The following is a 20,950-nucleotide window of genomic DNA, read 5'->3' as shown; positions in this document are numbered from 1 at the left end:
ACGCATGACCAAGGCCGACCCCGCCCCGCCGCAGGATTTCGATGGCGCGAAGCTTGCCGTGATGAGCGAAGGCGTGGTGCTGTCGCTGTTACGGGACAATCGCCCCGACATCCCGTTCCCCGGGCTGTGGGATCTGCCGGGAGGTGGCCGCGAAGGCGACGAGTCCGCCGAGGACTGCGTTCTGCGCGAAACGCGCGAGGAAACCGGCCTGCACCTTGATCCGGCGTGGATCATCTGGAAGCGGCTTTACCCCAATGCGAACGACCTGACCGGCCCGCGCCGCTGGTTTCTTGTGGCCGAGGTGCCGCCCAAGGTCATCGCGTCCGCCCGGCTGGGCGACGAGGGTCAGGCGCTGCGGTGGTTCAGTGTCGAAGAATTCCTGTCCCGGCCCGACGCGATCCCGCATCTGCAGCGCCGTCTCAGGGATTACCTGACCGGCCGGGCAAAGCGGGACTGAGCAAAAAAATAGGAGGTTCCGCGCCACCGGGATGGGGACTGGTGAACACGGAACCTCCAGGTCCCCTGGGACGGGGAACCATTCGGGCGAAGGGAGACTGCTTCCGGGACCGAGAGGCCGGAAGATGCCCGAAACTGACAATACACAGCGGGTCCGATGCCGACCTCTGTTCCGGCGGCACACAAGCCGGAACATGGGATGAAGCGACAACGCGCGATGACCCTGGAAAACAATGTACTCGTTACTTCTCCGACCCGTTTGAGCCGGATTACCTAAATCCACGTAATGGTTTGTCGGAAGTTTCACGCGACGCGAAAAAAATTTGAAACTCCGAAAGAATGTGACGTCCGCTTGGTCAGCGCATTGCGTTGCGGGCCGGGTGGGGCGTGCTACCCTGCCACCGACCGACCACAGGAGACCGCGATGTCCGACCCTTTCTTTCACCCCGTGTCGGGTCTGGAACTGCCCCGTTTCGCCGGGGTGCCCAGCTTTATGCGGCTGCCGGTCGTGCCGCCGGGACACGACCGCTTCGCGGATGTCGACATCGGCGTCATCGGGGTGCCTTGGGACAGCGGCACCACCAACCGGCCCGGCCCGCGTCACGGCCCACGTCAGTTGCGCGACGCGTCCACGATGATCCGGGCCGAGAACGGGGCGACCGGGGTTCGCCCTTTCGAGGTGGTGAACTGCGCCGATTTGGGCGACGTCGCGCCGAACCCGGCGGACATCGCCGACAGCATGGCGCGGATCACGGCGTTCTACGAACAGGTGAAAGTCGCGGGCATCCGTCCGCTGACCGCAGGCGGCGACCACCTGTCCAGCCTGCCGATCCTGCGCGCGCTGGCGAAGGACGGACCGTTGGGCATGATCCACTTCGACAGCCACACGGATTTCTTCCACTCGTATTTCGGTGGCCAGATGTACACCCATGGCACCCCCTTCCGGCGCGCGGTCGAGGAAGGTTTGCTTGATCCGAAACGGGTGATCCAGATCGGCATTCGCGGCACTGCCTACGATACCGAAGACAAGGATTTTGCCCGCGCCAACGGCGTCCGCCTTGTCGAGATCGAGGAATTCTTCGCCCGTGGCATCCCGGACGTGATGGCCGAGGCGCGCGAGGTGGCGGGCGGTCGGCCCACCTATGTCAGCTATGACATCGACTTCGTCGACCCGGCCTTCGCCCCCGGCACCGGCACCCCCGAGGTCGGGGGCCCCAATTCCTTTCAGGCGCTGTGCGTTGCGCGGGAACTGGCGGGCGTGGACATCGCGGGGGCCGACCTTGTCGAGGTGTCGCCGCCCTTCGACGCGTCCGGCGGCACGGCGTTTCTGGGCGTGTCGATCATGTTCGAGATGCTGTGCGCGATGACCGGCAAAGGCTGACCGCGCACGAAATCGTGCGGGGGGCTGGGGGATGGACAAGCCCCGTTTTGCGCCAGATCATGGTGGAACCCCGACACCTGTCCGAGTGTTGGCCGGACGAAAGGAGCCCTTGAGATGGCTGAAGTGCAGATTTCCGCGCGCCGCGTGGCGCATGTGATCTTCCGCGCCCGCGAGTTGGACGCGAAGGTCGGTCGCTGGGACAGCCCGGGCGACTCGATCGATTCCGACGCGATCCTCGAGATGCGCCGCGGCGATGCCACCGAAACCGAGGTGCGCGAGTTCATCGAGAACCTGCCCAAGGACCAGCAGGCCGAGCTTGTCGCGATCATGTGGATCGGCCGCGAGACGTTCGAGCCCGAGGAATGGGACGAAGCCGTGCAGACCGCCGTTAACGAGCGTACGGGCCCGACGTCGGATTACCTGCTGGGGATTCCGATGCTGCCCGACTACCTTGAATCCGGTCTGGAAAAGCTGGGCGTCGACGTCTCAGAGGTCGAAGAGGACTTCCTATAGCCGCGTGCCTTACGGCATCGCGATGCAAAGGCCGGGAATCAGGTACAGCTCTTGCGGGTGGTTGCGATAGGCGCCGTCCGTGGGGGCCATTTCGGCAAGGTCCATCGCTTCGGCAGGGCAGGGCGGTTCGGACCCGCGCGGCAGAACCAGCAGCACGTCGCCGCCATCCGCGCGATACGGGTATTTCAGCGCATAGTGATGCGGCGCGCGACCCTCTGGTGGGACGGCGAACATGCGAATGCCCGCGTCGCGTCCGGTATAGAACAGGTCGGCAAGGATATCGCGGTTCGATGCGACGATGGCATCGACGCCAAGGTCGCCCGCGATGTCGATGATGGTTTCACTCATCTCGGCCCGGCCTAGATAACGCGATAGAAGTTGCTCACCGTTCCAGGTGAAGCTGGTCGGGATCACGCTGGCGACTGGCAGAAGCACGCAGAAGAACCCGTTGATCGCGAAGGACGCGACCAGCCACGCGCGGTGACGGCGCAGCAGCCACGGCACGGCGACCAGCAGGCCCGCGATATAGGTGGCGGCGGCCCAGTTCGCATAAGCGCGGCTAAGAAGCGCCTGCACGCAGACGATGGCAAGGATCGGCAGCGCGAAGATCAGCAGGAACTGCACGACGGGCGACCGCTTGCGGGCGCGGGCGGCGATGATCAGCAGCGCCGTGAACAGGACCGGCCCGAACACGATGAACTGCGACGCGAAGAATTCGAACAAGCCGCTGAAGTTCAGGCTGGCGCGGCTGCCCGGATCGCGGACCCAGTCGGCGTTGTCCAGCGTATGAGAGACCGTCGAGAACCCGTTCAGCAAGTTCCACAGCAGGTTCGGAGAGATCACAAGGACGAAGACGCCCATGATTATCCCGACGTTGCGGCGGGTGGGGCGCGCCTCGTGGAAGACGACGGCGGCCAGCACGGCGCAGATCGGATAATAGATCGCCGCGTATTTCCCAAGGAACGCCAGCCCCAGCAGCAATCCGGTCAGCGCCGCCGCCTTGCGGTCCTGCGTGTCGAGCACGCGCAGGTACATCGCCAGCGCCCCCGCCAGGAAGGGGAACATGATCGTGTCGGTGGAAATCAGCAGGCTCGCCAGCGCGACCATCGGCAGGGTGACATAGGCCAATGCGGTGACGACGGCGGCCCGCGCGCCGAACAGCCGGTCGGCAATGGCGCCAAGGATCATCGCCGTCGCGCCGTGGAACAGCGGCGCGGGCAGACGGACCCAAAAGGTCGCGTCGGAAAACACGGTGAACAGGCCGATCACCCAGCCAATCAGCGGCGGCTTGGAATAGTAGCCAAGCGCCATCTCCTGGCTCCACAGCCAGTATTGCGCCTCGTCCACGAACAGGTCGGTGCCATTCACCGCCAGAAGGACAACGCGCACAAAGGTGATGGCAAGGACCCCCGCCGCGGCGGGCTTCAGCCACCTGCGGGCGTCAGACACCGCGTTTCTCCGCATGGATCAGCCACAGGTTCCGCGCATAGATCACGACGCCCAGCGACTGGCCCAGCACGAACACGGGATCCGCGCGGTACAGCGCGTATGTGAACAGGACCAGCCCGCCGCCAAGCGAGAAATACCAGAACGCGATCGGGATCACCGAGCGGCGTTCGCGTTCGGACGCGATCCATTGGACAAGGAACCGGCAGGTGAACAGCAACTGTCCGGCCAGCCCGAAGACCACCCACCAGAATTCCGTCAGGGTGTCGACGTGCAGCCAGGAAAACAGCGTCTGCATCGTTTCGTTCATGGGCGCGTTGCCTCTTGCGGTTCGGCCTTCTTGCGGCGGCGGATCAGCCAGGCGACCCCGATCAGGTCGTAGATCCCGACCAGCGCGCGCTGAAGGTTACTATAGTTCGATGTGCCCGATTGTCGTTCACGGTGCGCAACGTCAACCAGCCGGATGTCCCAGCCGTCGCGTGTGAACAGCGCCGGAAGATAGCGGTGCATGTGGTCGAAGTAGGGAAGGCGCAGGAACGCCTCGCGTCGAAAGCCTTTCAGGCCGCAGCCGGTGTCGCGGGTACCGTCCTTCAGCGCCCAGCGGCGGATGCGGTTCGCAAGTTGCGACGCCACGCGCTTGGACCATGTATCCTGCCGCTGGACCCGCTGCCCGGCCACAAGCCCGACGGCGGCGTCCTCCATCAGCGGGACCCAGAGCTTGGCCAGCTCTTCGGGCGGGTTCTGGCCGTCGCCGTCCAGCGTGCACACGATCGGCGACCGCGCCGCCAAAACCCCGGAATGAACCGCCGCGCTTTGCCCGCCAGACGTGGCGTGCTGCACCAGGCGAACCGGATGGTCGGCCATCAGTTCTTTCGCGCGGTCCGCGGTGGCGTCGGTCGACCCGTCGTCGACCACGATGATCTCGTAATCGGGCAGCACGGAACAGGCGGCCGAAATGGCCGTGACCAGAGGGCCGATGTTGCCCTCTTCGTTCTTCATGGGAATGACGACCGAAACCGCCGGCATGATACGCCCCGAACTGCTGTGACCGCGCGCTGTCGCGGGGCATTAACAGGCTGGACGCAAGGTTGTCCACTGTGCACGCCGGTCGTGCGCGGCGCGCCGCGCGGGTCAGCGTTTGAGTGTCGCGCCCAGATCGATTGTTGGCGTCAGCACAACCTTCTCGCCACCGCCCTCTTCGCCGCTGGCACGCCGGGCGATGATGCGGGCCGCCTCGCGGCCGATTTCGGCGCGGCAGGCGTCCATCGTGGCCAGCTTCACCGGCAGACCTTCCAGCAATTCGACGCCGTTGAACCCCGCCAGTCCGACCCGGCCCGGAACGTCGATGTCGTTGTCCAGACAGTACAGCAAGCCGCCAGCGGCGATCATGTCGTTCGAATAATACAGGAATTCCAGATCGGGCGACCGCTTCAGGATCGTCTCGGTCATCTCGCGCCCCTTCAAAAGCGCCGATCCGCCTTCGTAGAACTCGCGGTCGTGGATCTCGATGCCTTCCTTGGCAAGCGCCTGCGTGAAGCCCTCGAACCGTTTGCGGGCCCGGTGGTCCAGCGGCATCTTGGTCCCGAGGAAGCCGATCTTGCGATAGCCCTGCTTTACGATGGCCTGCGCCATCTCGCGTCCGGCGCGGCGGTGAGAGATGCCGACGACCGAGTCGATGGGCTCGCCGTCGGTGTCCATGATCTCGACAATCGGGATGCCCGCGGATTTCAGCATCGCGCGGCTGGCGTCGGAATGTTCCAGCCCCGCGATGATCACGCCGGACGGACGCCACGACAGCATCTCGTACAGCACCTTCTCTTCACGCTCAGGCTTGTAGTTGGTGACGCCATAGACCGGCTGGAAATGGGTCTGGTCCAGAACTTCCGATATGCCGGCCAGCACCTCTGGAAAGACGAGGTTCTGAAGCGAGGGCACGATGACCGCGACAAGGTTGACGCGCTGCGACGCCAGCGCCCCGGCGATCTTGTTGGGCACGTAACCAAGCGCGCGTGCCGCTTCCAGCACCTTCTCGCGCGTGGCGGCAGAGACGTCTCCGCGGTTGCGCAGCACGCGGCTGACGGTCATCTCGCTGACGCCCGACGCCTCGGACACGTCGCGCAAGGTCAGGGGACGACTGGCATTCTCTAGATCGTCACTGGCCATTATTCATCCTCCATCGACTGCGCGTCTGCGGAAAGTAAGCGCCAATTCCGGGACATACGCAAGTCGCCGCGCTGCCGCATCGGGTCTGTTTGGGCGATGTGGCGCCCAACTGTCGCATGTCAAACCGCGTCGTCGCGGTCCACTGGCAGGCCGGCGTCGCACCATGCCGAGAAGCCGCCGGCGATCTCGGCGACATTGGTCATGCCGTACGATTGAAGCGCATCTGCCGACAGGGCAGACCGCCACGCGCTGGCGCAGAACAGGATCAGCGTGCGGTCGCCCGCCAGTTCCGGCTTGTGATAGGGCGAGCTTGGGTCGATCCAGAACTCCAGCATTCCGCGCGGCGCATGGAACGCGCCGGGCACGCGCCCTTCGCGGGCCAGTTCGCGGATGTCCCGGATGTCGACCAGCAACGCCGTTCCCGCGTCGGCGCGGGCCTGCGCCTCTGCGGGGGACAGGGTCGTGATGCGCGCCTTCGCCTCGGCGACAAGGTCCTTCACGGGGCGGATCGGCATGGTCGTCTCCTTAGTATCCCAGCGCGCAGCCATCCTTGCGGGGGTCCGAGCCGCCTTCAAGGATACCGCCGTCGTGATCGATGCGGATCGCCTGAGCGCCGCCGATGCCGACCGGCACGGGCGCAAGCGTGTGACCCTTGTCCGCAAGCTCTTGCTTCACCGCGTCGGAATAGCCGGATTCAATCGTCAGCGGGCCGCCGGGTTCGGGGAACAGGCGTGGGCCGTCGATCGCGGCCTGCGGGTCCATGCCGTAGTCGGTAACGTTGGTCAGGAACCGCCCGTGTCCGCAGGACTGGTACTGCCCGCCCATCACGCCGAACGTCATATGCAGTTTGCCGTCCTGCCGCAGCATCCCCGGGATGATCGTGTGCATCGGCCGCTTGCCGCCTGCGGCCTCGTTCGGGTGGCCTTCTTCCAGCGTGAACCCGGCGCCACGGTTCTGGAACAGGATGCCGAACCTGTCGCTGGCCAGCCCGGCCCCAAAGCTGTGGAACACCGAATAGATCAGCGAGACCGCCATGCGGTCGCGGTCGATCACGGTGATGTAGATGGTGTCGCGGTGCACCGACTCGGTCAACGTGGCGGGTGATGGCATCGCGCGGGCCGGATCGATCAGCGCGGCAAGCGCCTTGGCCGTGGCCGGATCCAGCATGTGCGCCAGCCGCGTCATGTGGTCCGCATCGGCCATGAAACGGGCGCGGGCGTCATAGGCCAGCTTGGTCGCCTCGGTCTCGATATGGGCGCGTTCGGCGCCGAACGGGTCAAGCGACGCAAGGTCGAAGTGCGACAGGATGTTCGCCAGCAACAGCGCGGTGGCGCCCTGACCGTTTGGCGGATGCTCGACAAGGTCGGTGCCGCGATAATCGGTCGACAGCGGGTCGCCCCACTGGCAGGCGGTGGCGGCGAAATCGTCCAGCGTGTGGCTGCCGCCAAGCGCGTTCAGCGATGCGACCATGTCTTCGGCGATCTCGCCTTCATAGAAACCGGCGCGCCCTTCGGCGGCGATCCGGCGCAGGACCTCGGCCTGTTGCGGGTGCCGGAAGATCGTACCGGGCACCGGCGCCGCGCCGTCACTGGTCAGATAGAAGTTGCGGGCGCGGCCCTGCAGCAGCGACGCGGATTCGTCCCAGTCGCGGGCAACGCGCGGTGCGACGGGAACGCCGTCCTCGGCATAGCGGATGGCGGGGGCCAGAACCTCGTCCAGCGCCTTGATGCCGTAGTTGTCGCTGAGACGGCAGAAAGCGTCGATGGCGCCGGGGACGGTCACGGCCTCGACCCCGGTGGTGGGGATTGCGGTCAGACCACGGTCGCGCATCGCGGCGGCGTCCAGACCGCGCGGCGACCGGCCCGAGCCATTGAGGGCGACGATGCGTTCGTCCCCGGCGGGTTTGATCAGCGCGAAGCAGTCGCCGCCGATCCCGGTCATCTGCGGTTCGCAGATCCCCAGCAGAACGGCGCCGGCGATGGCGGCGTCGACGGCGTTGCCGCCCTGTTCAAGCACATCGACCGCGACCTTGGCGGCCAGCGGGTGAGAGGTGGCGCACATGCCGTTCGCGGCGAAGACGGGCGACCGACCGGGCGCTTGGAACGAACGCGTCTGAGTCATGCTGGGGGCCTTTCCGGATTTTGGCGGAAGCCTACTGCGTCGTGCGCAGGTCTGGAACCGGAAACCGTGGGCCGGGCTGCCCGGAATAAGGGCAGTGTCTGAACGGTCCCGACAGGGCACACTGGGTGGGGGCAATGGTGCGCACCCTGCCGGGCTTAGCCATTCAGCTATGCCCCTGTTATCCCGCCGGTTGCGGGCCGCGATGTGACTGCCGCCGGGTCATTTGGCGGCGATTCCGATACTGTCGCCATGCATTCGCCCCAATCGTTTACGAACTGAAAACGATTGGGGGCGTGCCGCGCTGTGCGTCAGGGGTTTGTCCCAAGGCTGATCCGCAGCTCGTTCACCCCGTCCACGCGCCGATAGGACAAGTCTTTCGCTAAGCTTCGGATCAGGAACCAGCCGTAGCCGCCTTCGGACGGGGCGGTGGCCGGATCCGGCCGCTCGGGCAGGTCGCCGGCGGGGGCGTCGCCGCCCGGCATCGGCTTTCCCGTGTCGGTCACCCGCAGATCAAGGCCGCCGGGCCGCTGATCCCATTCCACCGTGATGCGGGCGTTCTGGTGGCCGCGCACCGCGTGTTCCACCACGTTATTCAGCACTTCCGCGAGCACCAGTTCCGCATGGTCCGCAAGGTCCGGCGGGATTCCGTAGGCGCGCCACCTGTCGGTCAGCCCGGCCAACGTGCGGCGCACATCGGCCAATGTCGCGGGCAGTTGCACGGCCCCGCCCGGGACGGCGCCTGCCTCGCCGCCGTCCTTGTGCGCCGCAGGGGGGTCAGGGGGCATCGGCCGGCGCGGCCAAGGCCTGTTCAACATCGGCATGGATCGCAAAGACGGTGTCCATTCGTGTCAGGCTGAACACCTTGGTCACGATCGGCCCCAGACCGGCCAGTTCCAGCCGCCTGTCGGGGGCAAGGTGTTTCATCGCGGCGACGATGGCGCCAAGACCAGAGGAATCAAGGAACTCCACCGCCGACAGATCCAGCACGACACGGTTCTGCGCGTCGGCCGTCACATCGCGGAACGCATCCTTGAACTGCACCGCGACCACCGCGTCCAGCCGTGGCTGCGTCGCCCGCACGATCCGGACACCATCCCGGTCCTCGGCTTCCAGCTGCATCGGTTCCTCCATCGCTCGGTCATGGGCAGGCTAGGGCGCAATGGTTACCATCCGATGACCGCCGCTCTGGACGCTGGGGGGCGCCACGAATATCTGGGACGGACACCGCCCCAGACGGCATCGAACACGGAGCCCGCCATGCGCATCGACTATCCCGCCATCGCCCGCACCATCGGCTCGCTGACCGAGGGCGAGACCGATGCGGTTGCCCTGATGGCGACCGTCACGTGCGAATTGCACCACGCCGATGACCGGTTCGACTGGACCGGCTTCTACCGCGTCACGGGGCCTGAAATGCTGAAGATCGGTCCCTACCAAGGTGGCCACGGCTGCCTTGTGATCCCCTTTGCGCGCGGCGTCTGCGGCGCGGCGGCGCGCACCGGCGAAACGCAGCTTGTGCCAGATGTCGACGCGTTCCCAGGCCACATCGCCTGCGCCTCGTCGACCCGGTCCGAGATTGTCCTGCCGGTGCGCAACGGCGATGGCGACCTGATCGCGGTGCTGGACATCGACAGCGACCGCCCCGCCGCCTTCGACGAGGACGACGCCGCCGCGCTGGAGGCCATCCTGACGTCGGTCTTCCAGCGGCCCGGCGTCGCCTGAGACCCCGCGCCACCCTTGCGCCCCGCGTCCGGCGAGGCTAGGCCGCGCGGCATGTCCGATGTCTACGATCCGCCCGACACCCCGCTGGAGGTGATCCACGCCGATCACGAGATCCTCGTGGTCGACAAGCCTTCGGGCCTGCTGTCGGTCCCCGGCAAGGGCGAGCATCTGTCGGATTGCCTGCTGTCGCGGGTACAGATCGCCTTCCCAGAGGCGCTGTTGGTGCACCGGCTGGACCGCGACACGTCGGGGGTCATGGTCTTCGCATTGACCCCGTCCGCCCAGCGGCATCTTGGGCTGCAGTTCGAGAAGCGGCAGACGAAGAAGACCTATGTCGCGCGTGTGTGGGGAAAGCTGGAGCCAGCGAAGGGAGAGGTGGACCTGCCGCTGATCGTCGACTGGCCGAACCGCCCGCTGCAGATGGTCGATCACGAGAACGGAAAGCCCGCGCAGACGGAATGGCGCGTCATGCGGCTAGAGAAAGCGGATGGCGCGGAGACCACGCGCGTGCGCCTGATGCCGCGCACCGGCCGTAGTCACCAATTGCGGGTTCACATGAAGGCGCTGGGCCACCCGATCCTTGGCGATCCGTTCTATTCCGAAGGCCCGGCACGCGCGTTCCCGCGCCTGATGCTGCATTCGGAAAGCCTGCGGCTGCGCCACCCCGACGGCGGGGTCGGCGTGACCTTCAAGGCCAAGGTACCGTTCTAGGGAAGAAGACCCGGGGGGTCAGTTCAGCTGCACCTGCAGCGGATAGTGGCCATCCTCGAAATCGCCGAACAGGTCGGGCAGGTCGGGATGGTCCACGGGTTCGCCGGAATAATCGGCGACAAGGTTCTGCTCCGAGACATAGGCCACGTAATAGCTGTTCTCGTTCTCGGCCAGCAGGTGGTAGAAAGGTTGCTCTTTCGACGGACGGCTGTCCTCGGGGATCGCGCGGTACCATTCCTCGGTGTTGGCGAACATGGCGTCCACGTCGAAGACCACACCCCGGAACGGGTGCTTCTTGTGGCGGACGACCTGACCCAACGAATACTTGGCACGCGATTTGAACATAGTTTTGCCCCCGTTTCGCCAGATTCTTACCGGAGTCGAAGCCCTGCGTCCATGCAACCGCCCGTAAATTCGGGGAAACAGTTTGTAGGGTCAGGTCCGACAGTGGTTTCGTCGGCCTGCGCAATTCTCGCCACGGGGACGAATTCGTGAAGGGCTGGAAAAGAAAATTTCGTTTCGTGCGCGTGGCTTTTACTTTAGTCTCTACAGGCAAAAGAACACAAGAGGGGCATATGAGCAGGACCCTTCGCGCATTGATTTTGCTGGCCTTCGTCGCGTCCTGCGGCGGTGGCAGCGTCGAGCCGCCGCGAAACCTGGACAACGCTTGCGCGATTCTCGCAGAGCGTCCGGACTTCAAACGCGCGTTCCGCCGGGCGGAGCGCAAATGGGGCGTGCCCGTGCACGTCCAGATGTCGACGATTTACCACGAGTCGAAATTCGAGGGCGACGCACGCACGCCGTTGAAATTCGCGCTGGGCGTCATCCCGATGGGCCGGCTGAGTTCGGCCTATGGCTACAGCCAGGCGCTGGACGGGACGTGGGACGAATACCTTGCCGCCGAGGGGCGGCGCAGGGCGCAGCGGGACGACATCCGCGACGCGACCGACTTCATCGGCTGGTACATGACCAATACCGAACGTCGGCTGGGTATCTCGAAACTGGACGCCCGCAACCAGTACCTTGCCTATCACGAAGGGCAGGCGGGCTATGCGCGCGGCAGCTTCCGCGCCAAGCCGTGGCTGATGCGCTATGCCGACAGCGTGCAAGAGCGCGCGATCATGTACGAGGTTCAGCTGCGCGGCTGTCGCTAAGCTGTGGGACCGGAACGGAAAACGCCGCCCTCAATGGGGCGGCGTTTCGCGTTTTCGGGGGTGATGTCCGGCAGGCTCAAAGACCGCGCTGGCGCATCTCTTGCGGGATGTTGAACAGACCGACGCGGGGGCTGGCCTGCGTATCAAGCCCATCCAGTGTGACCGTGGTCTTGGTCCCGTCGCCGCTGGTTATGATCCACTGCTGAAGCTGCGTCGGAGGGCCGCCGAACATCAGGCGGATGTTGCCATACTCGGGGTTCTTTGGATCCTGCGCGACGATCATGGTGTAGGTGCCGTCGTATTCGAACGCGGTCACCATGTTCGCGCGGGTCAGGTCGACGTCCCGTTCGAGGATGATGTTCAGCGGGGTACGCCGCAGCGGATACTGCTCGGGCGGTTGGTTCGACTTGTTGTCGAAGATCGCCACCTGACCGCCGCCGGCAATGACCAGCGCGTCGTTCGGGGGATCGTACTCGAACCGGATCCGGCCGGGGCGCCGGATGTAGATCGTGCCGGTGGCGGTCGATCCGTCGTTGTTGATCTGCGTGAACCGGCCCGTCGCATCGGTGATCGAGTTCAGATAAGCCGAGATCTGGTTCAGGTTCAGAGCGTCCGCAGAGGCTTGCTGAACCGAGGCCGCAAGGAGCAGCGGCAAAAGGAAGAGGCGAAAGAGTTTCATGCCGCGCATTTAAGCATGTCGGCGCGGCTTTGCACCTGCCGAGATTTCACGTTGCGGAGATTCGCCAAGTCCGGCCGAAGGGGGGGCCGCAGGCCGATCGCGGATCACTCGATCTCGAACACGACGGAATAGGCGACGTCCGCCCCGGTGCGGTTGACCAGTTCGACGATGTGGTCGCCCGACTGGGTCAGCTCTGCCGCATAGTCGCGGATGCTCGACAGGCGGTCCTGCAGCACGGTGCCGTCGGGGTTGATGATGCGATAGGTGATCGGCGGTCCATCCGGCGACACGTCGATCCGAAGCGTTCGGCCATTCCCGGCATCGACCACATAGCGCCGGGATTCGCCCGCGCCCAGCAGGCCAAGCAGCTCGGCCCCGGGCGCGTCGGGCTCTAGGTCGACCCGGGTGTCGCCGGGCGATGCGGCCGGGGCGGACAGGGGAAGAGGCATCTTCGACGCGTCTGCCTCGATCACATAGTCGCCCGCGACCCAGCCCTCGGTGGCGGGGTCGGTCAGGGTTACGACGTTGCACCAGCGGCGCCCGTCGATCACCCGGCATCCAAGGTTTCGCAGCCCCGCGCCGTTGACCAGCATCGCCAGAACCTCGGTCCCCGACGTCGGGCCGGCCCGCAGGTTCAGCGCGCTGCCCGGCGTCACCGACACGGCAAGCGCATCCGGCCCGCCGACAAGGGTCGCAGCCAGTTGGTCCGAGACGACGGCGTCCGACGGAATCTCTGCCACGTCGCCATCGACCGAAACGGTCAGGGTGAACGTCGCGCTTTCCCCGCGGCGCGCCGCGGCCCGGTACAGGTAGACAGAGATCGTGTAGTCGCCAGACCGCGTCAGCGTGCGGGTCCAGTCGTTCGGCGGATTGGTGAACTCTCCGACTGCAAGCGCCTCGTCGCCGGGGGCGCTGTCGGGCGCATAGACGTTGAAATAGGCGGCCGGATTGTCCGAGGTCATCGTGACGTGCACGGTCCGGCCCGCACTGGCGGTAAAGCGGTACAGCGCCAAATCGCGCCCGGTGACGGTTTCACTGATCGTGGTCTCGTCGCCGCCGTCGGACAGGCGAAGGTCGACAGCGGGGCCCGGTGCGGCGGCGGTCAGGTCTTGCGCCGCGGCGGTTCCGGCCACAAGCGCCAAAGCGGCTGCGGCAAACAGGGTTCTGGACCAGATCATTTTTGCCCCCCAGGCAAGGCCTGTCCCGTTTGGGCAGGCGCTGACCCAAGGTTAATAAAGGCGACCGGACAGTCAATGCGCGACACGCCCCGCGCGGGGCGGGGCGTGTGCAAAAGGGGGGGCATGCTGTGGTCCGCGCGGCGCGCGGGCGGCGCGATTACTGTTCGGGCACCAGGATCTCGCGCTTGCCGACATGGTTGGCAGAGCTGACGACGCCTTCCTCTTCCATCTGCTCGACCAGTCGGGCGGCCTTGTTGTAGCCGATGGCCAGCTTGCGCTGGATGTAAGAGGTCGAACACTTGCGGTCCTTGATGACGATGGCGACGGCTTGATCGTACAGCGCGTCTTCGCCGTTGGTGTTGCCGCCAAGGCCAAGCACCAGGTCGATGTCGCTTTCCTTGTCGTCGTCCGGGCCTTCGACCACGCCGCCGACATAGTCGGGCGGACCGTAGGCCTTGAGATAGTTCACGATCTCTTCGACCTCTTCGTCCGACACGAACGGGCCGTGTACGCGGGTGATCTTGGCGCCGCCGGCCATGTACAGCATGTCGCCCATGCCCAGCAGTTGCTCGGCGCCCTGTTCCCCAAGGATGGTGCGGCTATCGACCTTCGAGGTCACCTGGAACGAAATCCGGGTCGGGAAGTTCGCCTTGATCGTGCCGGTGATGACGTCGACCGACGGGCGCTGCGTGGCCATGATCAGGTGGATGCCCGACGCCCGCGCCATCTGTGCCAGACGCTGAATGCAGGCCTCGATCTCTTTGCCCGCGACCATCATCAGGTCGGCCATCTCGTCGACGATGACGACGATATAGGGCAGCTTCTCGGGCTTGAATTCCTCGGTCTCGAAGATCGGGTCGCCGGTCTCGTCGTCGAACCCGGTCTGGACCGTGCGGCTGAACATCTCGTTGCGGCTAAGCGCGTCGGCGACGCGACCGTTAAAGCCCTCGATGTTGCGCACGCCCATCTTCGACATGCGGCGATAGCGTTCCTCCATCTCGGCCACGACCCATTTCAGCGCGACGACGGCCTTCTTGGGGTCGGTGACGACCGGGGACAGCAGATGCGGGATGCCGTCGTAGACCGACAGTTCCAGCATTTTCGGGTCGATCATGATCAGGCGGCATTCGTCGGGCGTCAGCTTGTACAGCAGCGACAGGATCATGGTGTTGATCGCGACCGATTTACCGGAACCCGTGGTCCCCGCGATCAGCAGGTGCGGCATCTTCGCAAGGTTGGCCACCACGGGGTCGCCGCCGATGTCCTTGCCAAGGGCCAGCGGCAGGCGCTGGTTGCCGTCGCCGAAATCGCGGGTTGCGAGGATCTCGCGCAGGACGACCTTCTCGCGGTTGGCGTTGGGCAGTTCGATGCCGATCACCGACCGGCCGGGCACGGTGGACACACGGGCGGACAGCGCCGACATCGACCTGGCGATATCATCGGCAAGGCCGATCACGCGGCTGGCCTTGAGGCCGGGCGCCGGTTCCAGTTCGTACATGGTAACGACGGGGCCGGGGCGGACCGAGACGATCTCGCCCTTCACGCCGTAGTCGTCCAGCACCGTTTCCAGCATTCGCGCGTTCATCTCCAGCGCCTCGTCGCTGAGATGGTGGCGTTCCACTTCGACCGCGCTGGTCAGCAGCGACAGCGGCGGCTTCTGATAGTCGTCCACCGGTTCGTCGAACTGCAGCGCCGGCTGCGCCTCGGCTTGGGCCTGACGCGACGGGGCGGTCTTGCGATGCGTGTGCTGGACCATGCCACGGGTGTCCGGGCCGGCATTGGCTGCCGGGGCAGGGGAGGCGGCGGGCATCGTCGCGGCGGACGCGGGCGCGGCCTCGCCCCGGCGGATCACTTCGGGGGCCGGTTCGGCACCATAGGCATCGTCATAGGCCTGCGGCGTATGATGCGGGGCGGCGAAGGTACCGGCGGGCTCTGCGTCGATACGGAACTCGGCTGCGGGCTGCGGTGCCGGGGCGGCGGCGGGCTGGGCGTGGGCCTGCGGTTCCGGGCGGATGCCGGTTTCCAGCGCGGCCTGGTGCGCCGCCTGGCGCTGGGCCACGGCGGCGGAAACGGCCGACATGCCCGGCGCGCGCATCAGCGGCTCTTGCGCCTGCGCAGCGGTCACGGGCGGTTCCTGCGGCAGCACGTTGGGATTGTTCAGCAGCATCGGGCGCGGTCCGTGACCACGGCCACGGGTCAAAGACGGCTCGGCGCGCGCGGACGATCCAAGGCCGGGGACCTGCCGCACGCGGGTGCGGATCACGTCGGCGATCTTCGTCTTGATGCGGTCCTCGGTCGGGCCTTCGGCGTCGTCGAAGGCCAGCGGCTGCGGCTCGACCAGTTCCGGCTCGGGTTCGGTCTCGGCGCGCTTCATCAGGCCGGGCAGACGCAGGCGCAGGCCGCCTTTCGGCTCTGGCTCAGGCGCGGGGTCGGCGTACAGCATGTCCGGTTCGTCGAAGTCGTCCGGCTCGGGTGCTTCGATCGTGAAGTCCTCGTCCGCCGGGCGGCGGGCGACCAGCGGGGCGCTGCGGGTCATGCGCGGCGCGATCTCGATCTCGGCGGCGATGGCGGCTTCTTCGGCTGCCGCTTCCTCCGCGGCAAGACGGCGGCGTTCCGACCGTTCGGCACGGGCCGCCTTCATGGCAGACGCACCACGGACCGCCCCGGTCAGCGCACCTGACGCGCCGCGCCCGGCAAGAGTCATCAGGCTGGCATAGGCAAGGACCACGCTATAGCCCAGATACCGGCCGATGGTGCGCAGTTCGGGTACGGTGAAGCCCAGCACGAACAGCGCCATGCCAACAGTCCCGGCTGCGAACAGCAGCGCCAGCACCTTCAGCCCAAAGGCCGCGCCCACGGGCACCACGCCCAGCACGGCGCCCAGAACGGTGTCACCGAACAGGCCGCCAAGGCCGAACGAGTGCGTCCAGACAGAGCTGGGCACATGGGTAGAGGCATAGACGGAAGCCACCGCGATGGCGATCGGGGCGAAGATGACACGGCCCACCGCACGGTCGGACCCGCGATGCAGCACAAAGCGCACGCCCCAAGCAAAGAATACCAGAGGGAAACCCCACGCGCCGAAGCCGACGATGATGAACAACGGCGAGGCGATCGACGCGCCGAACCGGCCCAGCAGGTTGTGCGCGGGCTGGTCGGTGGCCGACAGCCACGAGGGATCGTCGGGCACGTAGGACCCAAGGATCATCGCGGAAAGCAGCCCGAGTATCAGAAGCGCGACGCCCAGCAGTTCTTTGCCCCGGCGTTCGATGATCGCCTGCGTCTTGCTGTCGAAAAGGCGCTCTCGCTGTCTGACCTGATAGGAAGCCATCGGTTACCTCGTCCTTACCCGTAAATGCAGTCGCGCAGCATCATAAGGCCGCGTTGCATGTTCTCGATCGGGGCCACCATCGCGACCCGAATGTATCCCGCACCCGGATTTCCCGCGCCGGTGTCGCGTCCGAGATAGGCGCCGGGCAGAACCCGCACCCCGGTCTCGGTCCAAAGTTTGAGTGCCGCTTCCTCGCCGTCCGCCACCGGCAGCCACAGGAAGAAGCCCGCGCGCGGCGGCATGTAGTCCGGCACGTCGCCAAACAGTTCGTCGGCCAGCTGGTACTTGTCCTGATACAGCGCGCGGTTCGACTCGACGTGGACCTCGTCGGCCCAGACCCGTTCGGCGGCGCGTTGCAGGGGCAGCGGCAACGGCGCACCGGCGTAGGCGCGCAGTTTCTTGATCCGCGAGATGCTTTCCGGCCCGCCCGCGACGAAGCCGGACCGCAGGCCCGGCAGGTTCGACCGCTTGCTGAGCGAATGGAAGATCACGACGCGTTCCGGTGCGGCGCCCATCTCGTAGGCGACCTGCAGCGCGCCCACCGGGGCCTCGCCGCGATAGATCTCGGAATAGCATTCGTCCGCGAAGATCTGGAAATCGTGCTTCTCGGCCAGCTCGATCAGCCGCGCCCAATAGGCGCGATCGGCCACCACGCCCTGCGGGTTCGACGGCGAACAGAGATACGCGATCTCGGTCCGGTCAAGGATCTCGGGCGGCAGCGACTCGTAATCGGGCAGGAACCCCGTTTCGCGGGTGGCGGGCACGTAGACCGGCTCTGCCCCGACGGCCAGCGCGGCGACGGCGTAGACCTGATAGAACGGGTTGGGCATCAGCACGACGGGCTGCTTGCCGTGGCGCGTCTTCTCGGGGCACAGCGCCATGCAGGCGCCGAACAGCCCCTCGCGGGTGCCGTTCAGAACCATGATCTGCTTGTCCAGCGCCACCGGCACGCCATAGCGGCGACCGATCCAGCCCGAGATGACGTTCAGCAGCTCGGGCGTGCCGTCGTTCGGGGGATAGCGGCCCATGTCGGCGATGTTGTCGGCGATGATCTGGCCGATCCAGTCCGGGAACGCGTGTTTGGGTTCGCCCAGGGACATAAGGATGGGATCACCGCCGGGCGCATAATCGTCCAGCAGTGTCCGCAGACGCGGAAACGCGTATTCTGGCAGGTTCGAAAACCGCTCTGGGAACGTCATCGGTTCGCTATATGCCTCAGGGTCCGGGGTCATTGGCGCCCCGTTTGCCGATCAGCGTACCGGGCAAAGGCCGCCCGGTCCAGAAAACGACAGGTTTTTCGAAGCTTGAGGGGCGAAGTTGTGTCTTTTAGGCCAGCGCCTAGGACAATGTTGCCTCTGCCGCGAAAGACAGCCGCAACAGTCGTTCTTCTGCCGTCGGCGGCGCCATCAGCAGGATGCCGGTGGACGGCACGCCGGTCGGTAGCGTCAGCGAACAGTTGCCCAAGAGATTGCCGATCCGCGTGTTGCGCAGGGTCAGCAGGTTCTCTGTCACGTAGTAGGTGTCGTCGCTCATCAGCCGCGCCGCGTCGGGCGGAAGGTTCGGGGCGGTCGGGATCACCACGGCGTCGTAACCGGCGGTCGCCTCGGCCCACTGCTGCCGGAACCCGTCCAGCTTGCGCCACGCGGCCACGTAATCCGCGGCGCTGACCTCCGCGCCGCCCCGGAACCGTTCAAGGATCGGCGGGTACATCTTTTCGGGCGCGGCCTCGATCACGTCCTTCCAGATGCCGTAGGCTTCGGGCGCATACAGCAGCGGCGACAGCGCCAGCATGTCGTCCACGAAGGGCAGGTCAACCGTGTCGACGGTCGCCCCGGCGGCCTGCAAGCTTTTGATCGCGTTGTTGAATCCGTCAAGCGGCGTGTCGCGGATGTCGTCCATCGCGCCGGTCGTCAGCGCCATCAGCCGGGCACCGTCCAACGTCGCGCCGCGCAGGTCGGGCGCGGTCTTTCCTTCCATCACGGCCATCAAAAGCGCGGCGTCTTCGACCGACCGGCACAGGGGGCCGACGGTGTCGAACCTGTCGCACAGCGGCACCGCGCCGGTCAGCGACAGGCGACCGTGGGTCGTCTTCAGGCCGACCAGATCGTTCCACGCGGCGGGAATGCGCACCGATCCCCCGGTGTCGGAACCGATCCCGGCGGCGGCCAGCCCGAAGGCGACCGAGGCCGCGGCGCCCGACGACGATCCGCCGGGCACCGCGCCGGCGTCGTTGACGCAGGGCGGCGTGGCGGTCATCGGGTTCAGGCCCAACCCCGAGAAGGCCAGTTCCGACAGGTGTGTCTTGCCAAGGCACACCAGCCCGGCGGATGTCGCGTTGCGAAGCACGGTGGCGTCACGTTCGGGGATGCGGCCCTCCAACAGCTTGCTGCCGGACTCGGTCGCGGTTCCGGCGCTGTCGAACAGGTCCTTCCACGAGATCGGCACCCCGTCCAGCAGCGACAGGCGCCGCCCCGACGCCGCGCGGTCGGCGGCGGCTTTCGCCTCGGCACGGGCGCGGTCGGGCGTGGTGCGGGCATAGATCCGGCCGGCTTCTGCATGGTCGTCTATGGCGGCCAGATAGGTGTCGGTCAGCGCGACCGGATTGACCCTGCCGTCCGCGATCCCACGTCCGAGATCCGCCGCCGTCATCCACAACCAGTCGTCCACGTTCCGCACCTCCTGCTTTGCGCCGACGCTAGTCGCTGCGGGCGCGAGAGGAAATGGGGGAAGTGACGAAACCGCCGCCGTGGCGCGGGCAGGTTCGGGCAGCGGCGGGCAGGTACGGTCGGGCCAAACCCATACTGTCGCATGGACAAATCCGGCCGCAGGCGCATATAGCGCAGCATGGACGTGATCCTCATAGGCGGCGGGCTGAACGGCCCGGCTTTGGCACTGGCGCTGGCTCGCGCGGGCCTTTCCGTGACGTTGGTCGAACGGCTTGCGCCCGAGCGGCGGACCGATCCCGATTTCGATGGCCGTGGCTATGCGCTGGCCCATGCCTCGGCACGGCTGCTGGATGCGGTCGGCGCTTGGGGCGCGGTGCGCGATCAGGCGCAGGCCATCGACCGGGTCGTCGTCAGCGACGGCCGTGCCGGAGAGGGGGCGTCGCCCCTGGCGCTGCTGTTCGACGGCGCCGAGGTCGAGGACTATCCCGTCGGCTGGATGATCGAGGACCGCTACCTGCGCGGCGCGTTTCAGGACGCGATGGACGCCGAGGCGAGCATCACCCAGATCACCGGCGTCGACGTGACCGGGCACGAGGTCGGCGGCAGCGGCGTGACCGTCGCACTGTCGGACGGGCGGAGCTTGCAGGCGACCCTGCTGGTCGGTGCCGACGGTGTGGCATCGCAGACCGCGAAACGGGCGGGCATCGGGCGGATGGAATGGTCCTATGGCCAGACGTCCTTTGCCTGCGCCATCGCCCACGACCTGCCGCACGGCGGTGTCGCGCACCAGTTCTTCATGCCGCCGGGGCCGCTGGCGATCCTGCCGCTGCCGGGCAACCGGTCGTCGATCGTCTGGACCGAGGCCGAAAGCACTGCGCGCCGGATCTCGGCGCTGGACGACGCGGGTTATCTTGCGCTGCTGCGCCCCCGGGTCGGGGATTTCCTTGGTGATATCCGGCTGGAGGGCAAGCGGTTCGCCTACCCGGTGCCCTTGTCCATCGCGCACAGTTTCGCCGCGCCGCGCGTGGGGCTGATCGGCGACGCCGCGCACCGGGTGCATCCGCTGGCGGGGCAGGGGCTGAACGCCGGGCTGAAGGACGTGGGCGCGCTGGCCGAGGTGCTGGTCGATGCGTATCGCCGGGGCGAGGACATCGGGGGGCTGGACGTGCTGCAACGGTACGAACAGTGGCGGCGGTTCGACGTGGCCACGCTGGCGCTGGCGACGGACGGGATCAACCGCCTGTTCTCGAACGACAATCCGCTTCTGCGGCTGGGGCGCGACATCGGTCTGGGCTTGGTGAACGGCCTGCCCGGCCTGCGCCGGACCCTGATGCGCGAGGCCGCCGGTGTGACCGGCGACCTGCCGCGTTTGCTGCGCGGGCTGCCGCTGTAGCAGGGGGCTCTGCCCCCCGGCCTGCGGCCTCCCCCC

21 protein-coding genes are annotated in these 20,950 nt (G+C 66.5%); 7 read left to right on the top strand and 14 right to left on the bottom strand.

Going from position 1 to position 20,950, the window contains the following annotated elements; genetic code table 11:
* Positions 1-4 precede the first annotated feature (4 nt).
* From P1K30_RS22400 to P1K30_RS22390, 3 genes are all read left to right on the top strand, one after another.
* Positions 5-457: an NUDIX hydrolase gene (locus P1K30_RS22400; protein WP_275635002.1), complete on the top strand. Its 453-nt coding sequence runs from the start codon at positions 5-7 to the stop codon at positions 455-457.
* Between the two features lie 423 nt (positions 458-880).
* Entirely contained in the window at positions 881-1,837 is a 957-nt protein-coding gene (gene speB / locus P1K30_RS22395; RefSeq protein ID WP_275635001.1) for an agmatinase, read from the top strand.
* 114 nt (positions 1,838-1,951) lie between these two features.
* Positions 1,952-2,350, top strand: coding sequence for a DUF3775 domain-containing protein (locus tag P1K30_RS22390; RefSeq protein WP_275635000.1), 399 nt, complete (start codon positions 1,952-1,954; stop codon positions 2,348-2,350).
* Positions 2,351-2,359: 9 nt separating this feature from the next.
* Here P1K30_RS22390 and P1K30_RS22385 read toward each other — a convergent pair whose 3' ends face one another.
* The 8 genes from P1K30_RS22385 to P1K30_RS22350 form a co-directional block, all read right to left on the bottom strand.
* On the bottom strand, positions 2,360-3,799 hold the full coding sequence (locus P1K30_RS22385) for an ArnT family glycosyltransferase (RefSeq protein WP_275634999.1): 1,440 nt from the start codon (positions 3,797-3,799) through the stop codon (positions 2,360-2,362).
* The gene (locus tag P1K30_RS22380; protein ID WP_275634998.1) at positions 3,792-4,106 is read right to left on the bottom strand and encodes a lipid-A-disaccharide synthase N-terminal domain-containing protein; all 315 of its coding nucleotides are present in this window, start codon (positions 4,104-4,106) and stop codon (positions 3,792-3,794) included. The genes P1K30_RS22385 and P1K30_RS22380 overlap by 8 nt, the downstream gene beginning before the upstream one ends.
* On the bottom strand, positions 4,103-4,822 hold the full coding sequence (locus tag P1K30_RS22375) for a glycosyltransferase family 2 protein (RefSeq protein ID WP_275634997.1): 720 nt from the start codon (positions 4,820-4,822) through the stop codon (positions 4,103-4,105). Before P1K30_RS22375 ends, P1K30_RS22380 begins: the two co-directional genes overlap by 4 nt.
* Before the next feature lie 105 nt (positions 4,823-4,927).
* On the bottom strand, positions 4,928-5,959 hold the full coding sequence (locus P1K30_RS22370) for a LacI family DNA-binding transcriptional regulator (protein ID WP_275634996.1): 1,032 nt from the start codon (positions 5,957-5,959) through the stop codon (positions 4,928-4,930).
* 119 nt (positions 5,960-6,078) lie between these two features.
* Complete coding sequence (locus tag P1K30_RS22365; protein ID WP_275634995.1) at positions 6,079-6,474, bottom strand: rhodanese-like domain-containing protein; 396 nt, start codon at positions 6,472-6,474, stop codon at positions 6,079-6,081.
* A 10-nt stretch (positions 6,475-6,484) separates the two neighbouring features.
* Positions 6,485-8,080, bottom strand: a complete 1,596-nt coding sequence (gene ggt, locus P1K30_RS22360) for a gamma-glutamyltransferase (protein WP_275634994.1) — start codon at positions 8,078-8,080, stop codon at positions 6,485-6,487.
* Between the two features lie 308 nt (positions 8,081-8,388).
* Entirely contained in the window at positions 8,389-8,865 is a 477-nt protein-coding gene (locus P1K30_RS22355) for an ATP-binding protein (protein WP_275634993.1), read from the bottom strand.
* Entirely contained in the window at positions 8,855-9,199 is a 345-nt protein-coding gene (locus P1K30_RS22350) for an STAS domain-containing protein (protein ID WP_275635011.1), read from the bottom strand. Before P1K30_RS22350 ends, P1K30_RS22355 begins: the two co-directional genes overlap by 11 nt.
* 138 nt (positions 9,200-9,337) lie before the next feature.
* Between P1K30_RS22350 and P1K30_RS22345 the strand changes: the two genes are divergently transcribed.
* Both P1K30_RS22345 and P1K30_RS22340 read left to right on the top strand, forming a co-directional pair.
* Positions 9,338-9,802, top strand: a complete 465-nt coding sequence (locus P1K30_RS22345; protein ID WP_275634992.1) for a GAF domain-containing protein — start codon at positions 9,338-9,340, stop codon at positions 9,800-9,802.
* 51 nt (positions 9,803-9,853) lie between these two features.
* Positions 9,854-10,513, top strand: coding sequence for an RluA family pseudouridine synthase (locus P1K30_RS22340; protein ID WP_275634991.1), 660 nt, complete (start codon positions 9,854-9,856; stop codon positions 10,511-10,513).
* Positions 10,514-10,531: 18 nt separating this feature from the next.
* On the opposite strand, the gene hspQ is transcribed toward P1K30_RS22340, so the two are convergent.
* Positions 10,532-10,858: a heat shock protein HspQ gene (gene hspQ / locus P1K30_RS22335; RefSeq protein WP_275634990.1), complete on the bottom strand. Its 327-nt coding sequence runs from the start codon at positions 10,856-10,858 to the stop codon at positions 10,532-10,534.
* Between the two features lie 230 nt (positions 10,859-11,088).
* Here hspQ and P1K30_RS22330 point away from each other — a divergent pair, with 230 nt between their 5' ends.
* Complete coding sequence (locus tag P1K30_RS22330) at positions 11,089-11,667, top strand: transglycosylase SLT domain-containing protein (protein ID WP_275634989.1); 579 nt, start codon at positions 11,089-11,091, stop codon at positions 11,665-11,667.
* A gap of 76 nt (positions 11,668-11,743) precedes the next feature.
* Here P1K30_RS22330 and P1K30_RS22325 read toward each other — a convergent pair whose 3' ends face one another.
* The 5 genes from P1K30_RS22325 to P1K30_RS22305 all read right to left on the bottom strand — a co-directional run bounded on the left by P1K30_RS22325 (position 11,744) and on the right by P1K30_RS22305 (position 19,522).
* Entirely contained in the window at positions 11,744-12,346 is a 603-nt protein-coding gene (locus P1K30_RS22325) for a LolA family protein (protein ID WP_275634988.1), read from the bottom strand.
* A 104-nt stretch (positions 12,347-12,450) separates the two neighbouring features.
* Positions 12,451-13,524: an SH3 domain-containing protein gene (locus P1K30_RS22320; protein WP_275634987.1), complete on the bottom strand. Its 1,074-nt coding sequence runs from the start codon at positions 13,522-13,524 to the stop codon at positions 12,451-12,453.
* Between the two features lie 157 nt (positions 13,525-13,681).
* Positions 13,682-16,855: a DNA translocase FtsK gene (locus P1K30_RS22315; RefSeq protein ID WP_275634986.1), complete on the bottom strand. Its 3,174-nt coding sequence runs from the start codon at positions 16,853-16,855 to the stop codon at positions 13,682-13,684.
* Between the two features lie 14 nt (positions 16,856-16,869).
* The gene (locus P1K30_RS22310; protein WP_275634985.1) at positions 16,870-18,054 is read right to left on the bottom strand and encodes an aminotransferase class I/II-fold pyridoxal phosphate-dependent enzyme; all 1,185 of its coding nucleotides are present in this window, start codon (positions 18,052-18,054) and stop codon (positions 16,870-16,872) included.
* 139 nt (positions 18,055-18,193) lie between these two features.
* Positions 18,194-19,522, bottom strand: a complete 1,329-nt coding sequence (locus P1K30_RS22305) for an amidase (protein WP_275634984.1) — start codon at positions 19,520-19,522, stop codon at positions 18,194-18,196.
* Positions 19,523-19,699: 177 nt separating this feature from the next.
* Between P1K30_RS22305 and P1K30_RS22300 the strand changes: the two genes are divergently transcribed.
* A complete protein-coding gene (locus P1K30_RS22300; protein WP_275634983.1) occupies positions 19,700-20,914 on the top strand; it encodes an FAD-dependent monooxygenase in 1,215 nt (404 codons plus the stop codon).
* The last annotated feature ends 36 nt before the right edge of the window (positions 20,915-20,950 follow it).

The organism is Psychromarinibacter halotolerans (assembly GCF_029168315.1).
In the GTDB taxonomy this organism is placed as follows: domain Bacteria; phylum Pseudomonadota; class Alphaproteobacteria; order Rhodobacterales; family Rhodobacteraceae; genus Psychromarinibacter; species Psychromarinibacter halotolerans.
This window is presented reverse-complemented; position numbering and strand designations above follow the sequence as displayed.

Excerpts from the sequence above, each read along its gene's own strand:
- P1K30_RS22400 (WP_275635002.1), top strand. The coding sequence starts at position 5 with ATGACCAAGGCCGACCCCGCCCCGCCGCAGGATTTCGATGGCGCGAAG.
- speB (WP_275635001.1), top strand. The coding sequence starts at position 881 with ATGTCCGACCCTTTCTTTCACCCCGTGTCGGGTCTGGAACTGCCCCGT.
- P1K30_RS22390 (WP_275635000.1), top strand. The coding sequence starts at position 1,952 with ATGGCTGAAGTGCAGATTTCCGCGCGCCGCGTGGCGCATGTGATCTTC.
- P1K30_RS22380 (WP_275634998.1), bottom strand. The coding sequence starts at position 4,106 with ATGAACGAAACGATGCAGACGCTGTTTTCCTGGCTGCACGTCGACACC.
- P1K30_RS22375 (WP_275634997.1), bottom strand. The coding sequence starts at position 4,822 with ATGCCGGCGGTTTCGGTCGTCATTCCCATGAAGAACGAAGAGGGCAAC.
- P1K30_RS22370 (WP_275634996.1), bottom strand. The coding sequence starts at position 5,959 with ATGGCCAGTGACGATCTAGAGAATGCCAGTCGTCCCCTGACCTTGCGC.
- P1K30_RS22365 (WP_275634995.1), bottom strand. The coding sequence starts at position 6,474 with ATGCCGATCCGCCCCGTGAAGGACCTTGTCGCCGAGGCGAAGGCGCGC.
- ggt (WP_275634994.1), bottom strand. The coding sequence starts at position 8,080 with ATGACTCAGACGCGTTCGTTCCAAGCGCCCGGTCGGTCGCCCGTCTTC.
- P1K30_RS22355 (WP_275634993.1), bottom strand. The coding sequence starts at position 8,865 with ATGCCCCCTGACCCCCCTGCGGCGCACAAGGACGGCGGCGAGGCAGGC.
- P1K30_RS22350 (WP_275635011.1), bottom strand. The coding sequence starts at position 9,199 with ATGCAGCTGGAAGCCGAGGACCGGGATGGTGTCCGGATCGTGCGGGCG.
- P1K30_RS22345 (WP_275634992.1), top strand. The coding sequence starts at position 9,338 with ATGCGCATCGACTATCCCGCCATCGCCCGCACCATCGGCTCGCTGACC.
- P1K30_RS22340 (WP_275634991.1), top strand. The coding sequence starts at position 9,854 with ATGTCCGATGTCTACGATCCGCCCGACACCCCGCTGGAGGTGATCCAC.
- hspQ (WP_275634990.1), bottom strand. The coding sequence starts at position 10,858 with ATGTTCAAATCGCGTGCCAAGTATTCGTTGGGTCAGGTCGTCCGCCAC.
- P1K30_RS22330 (WP_275634989.1), top strand. The coding sequence starts at position 11,089 with ATGAGCAGGACCCTTCGCGCATTGATTTTGCTGGCCTTCGTCGCGTCC.
- P1K30_RS22325 (WP_275634988.1), bottom strand. The coding sequence starts at position 12,346 with ATGAAACTCTTTCGCCTCTTCCTTTTGCCGCTGCTCCTTGCGGCCTCG.
- P1K30_RS22320 (WP_275634987.1), bottom strand. The coding sequence starts at position 13,524 with ATGATCTGGTCCAGAACCCTGTTTGCCGCAGCCGCTTTGGCGCTTGTG.
- P1K30_RS22315 (WP_275634986.1), bottom strand. The coding sequence starts at position 16,855 with ATGGCTTCCTATCAGGTCAGACAGCGAGAGCGCCTTTTCGACAGCAAG.
- P1K30_RS22310 (WP_275634985.1), bottom strand. The coding sequence starts at position 18,054 with ATGACGTTCCCAGAGCGGTTTTCGAACCTGCCAGAATACGCGTTTCCG.
- P1K30_RS22300 (WP_275634983.1), top strand. The coding sequence starts at position 19,700 with ATGGACGTGATCCTCATAGGCGGCGGGCTGAACGGCCCGGCTTTGGCA.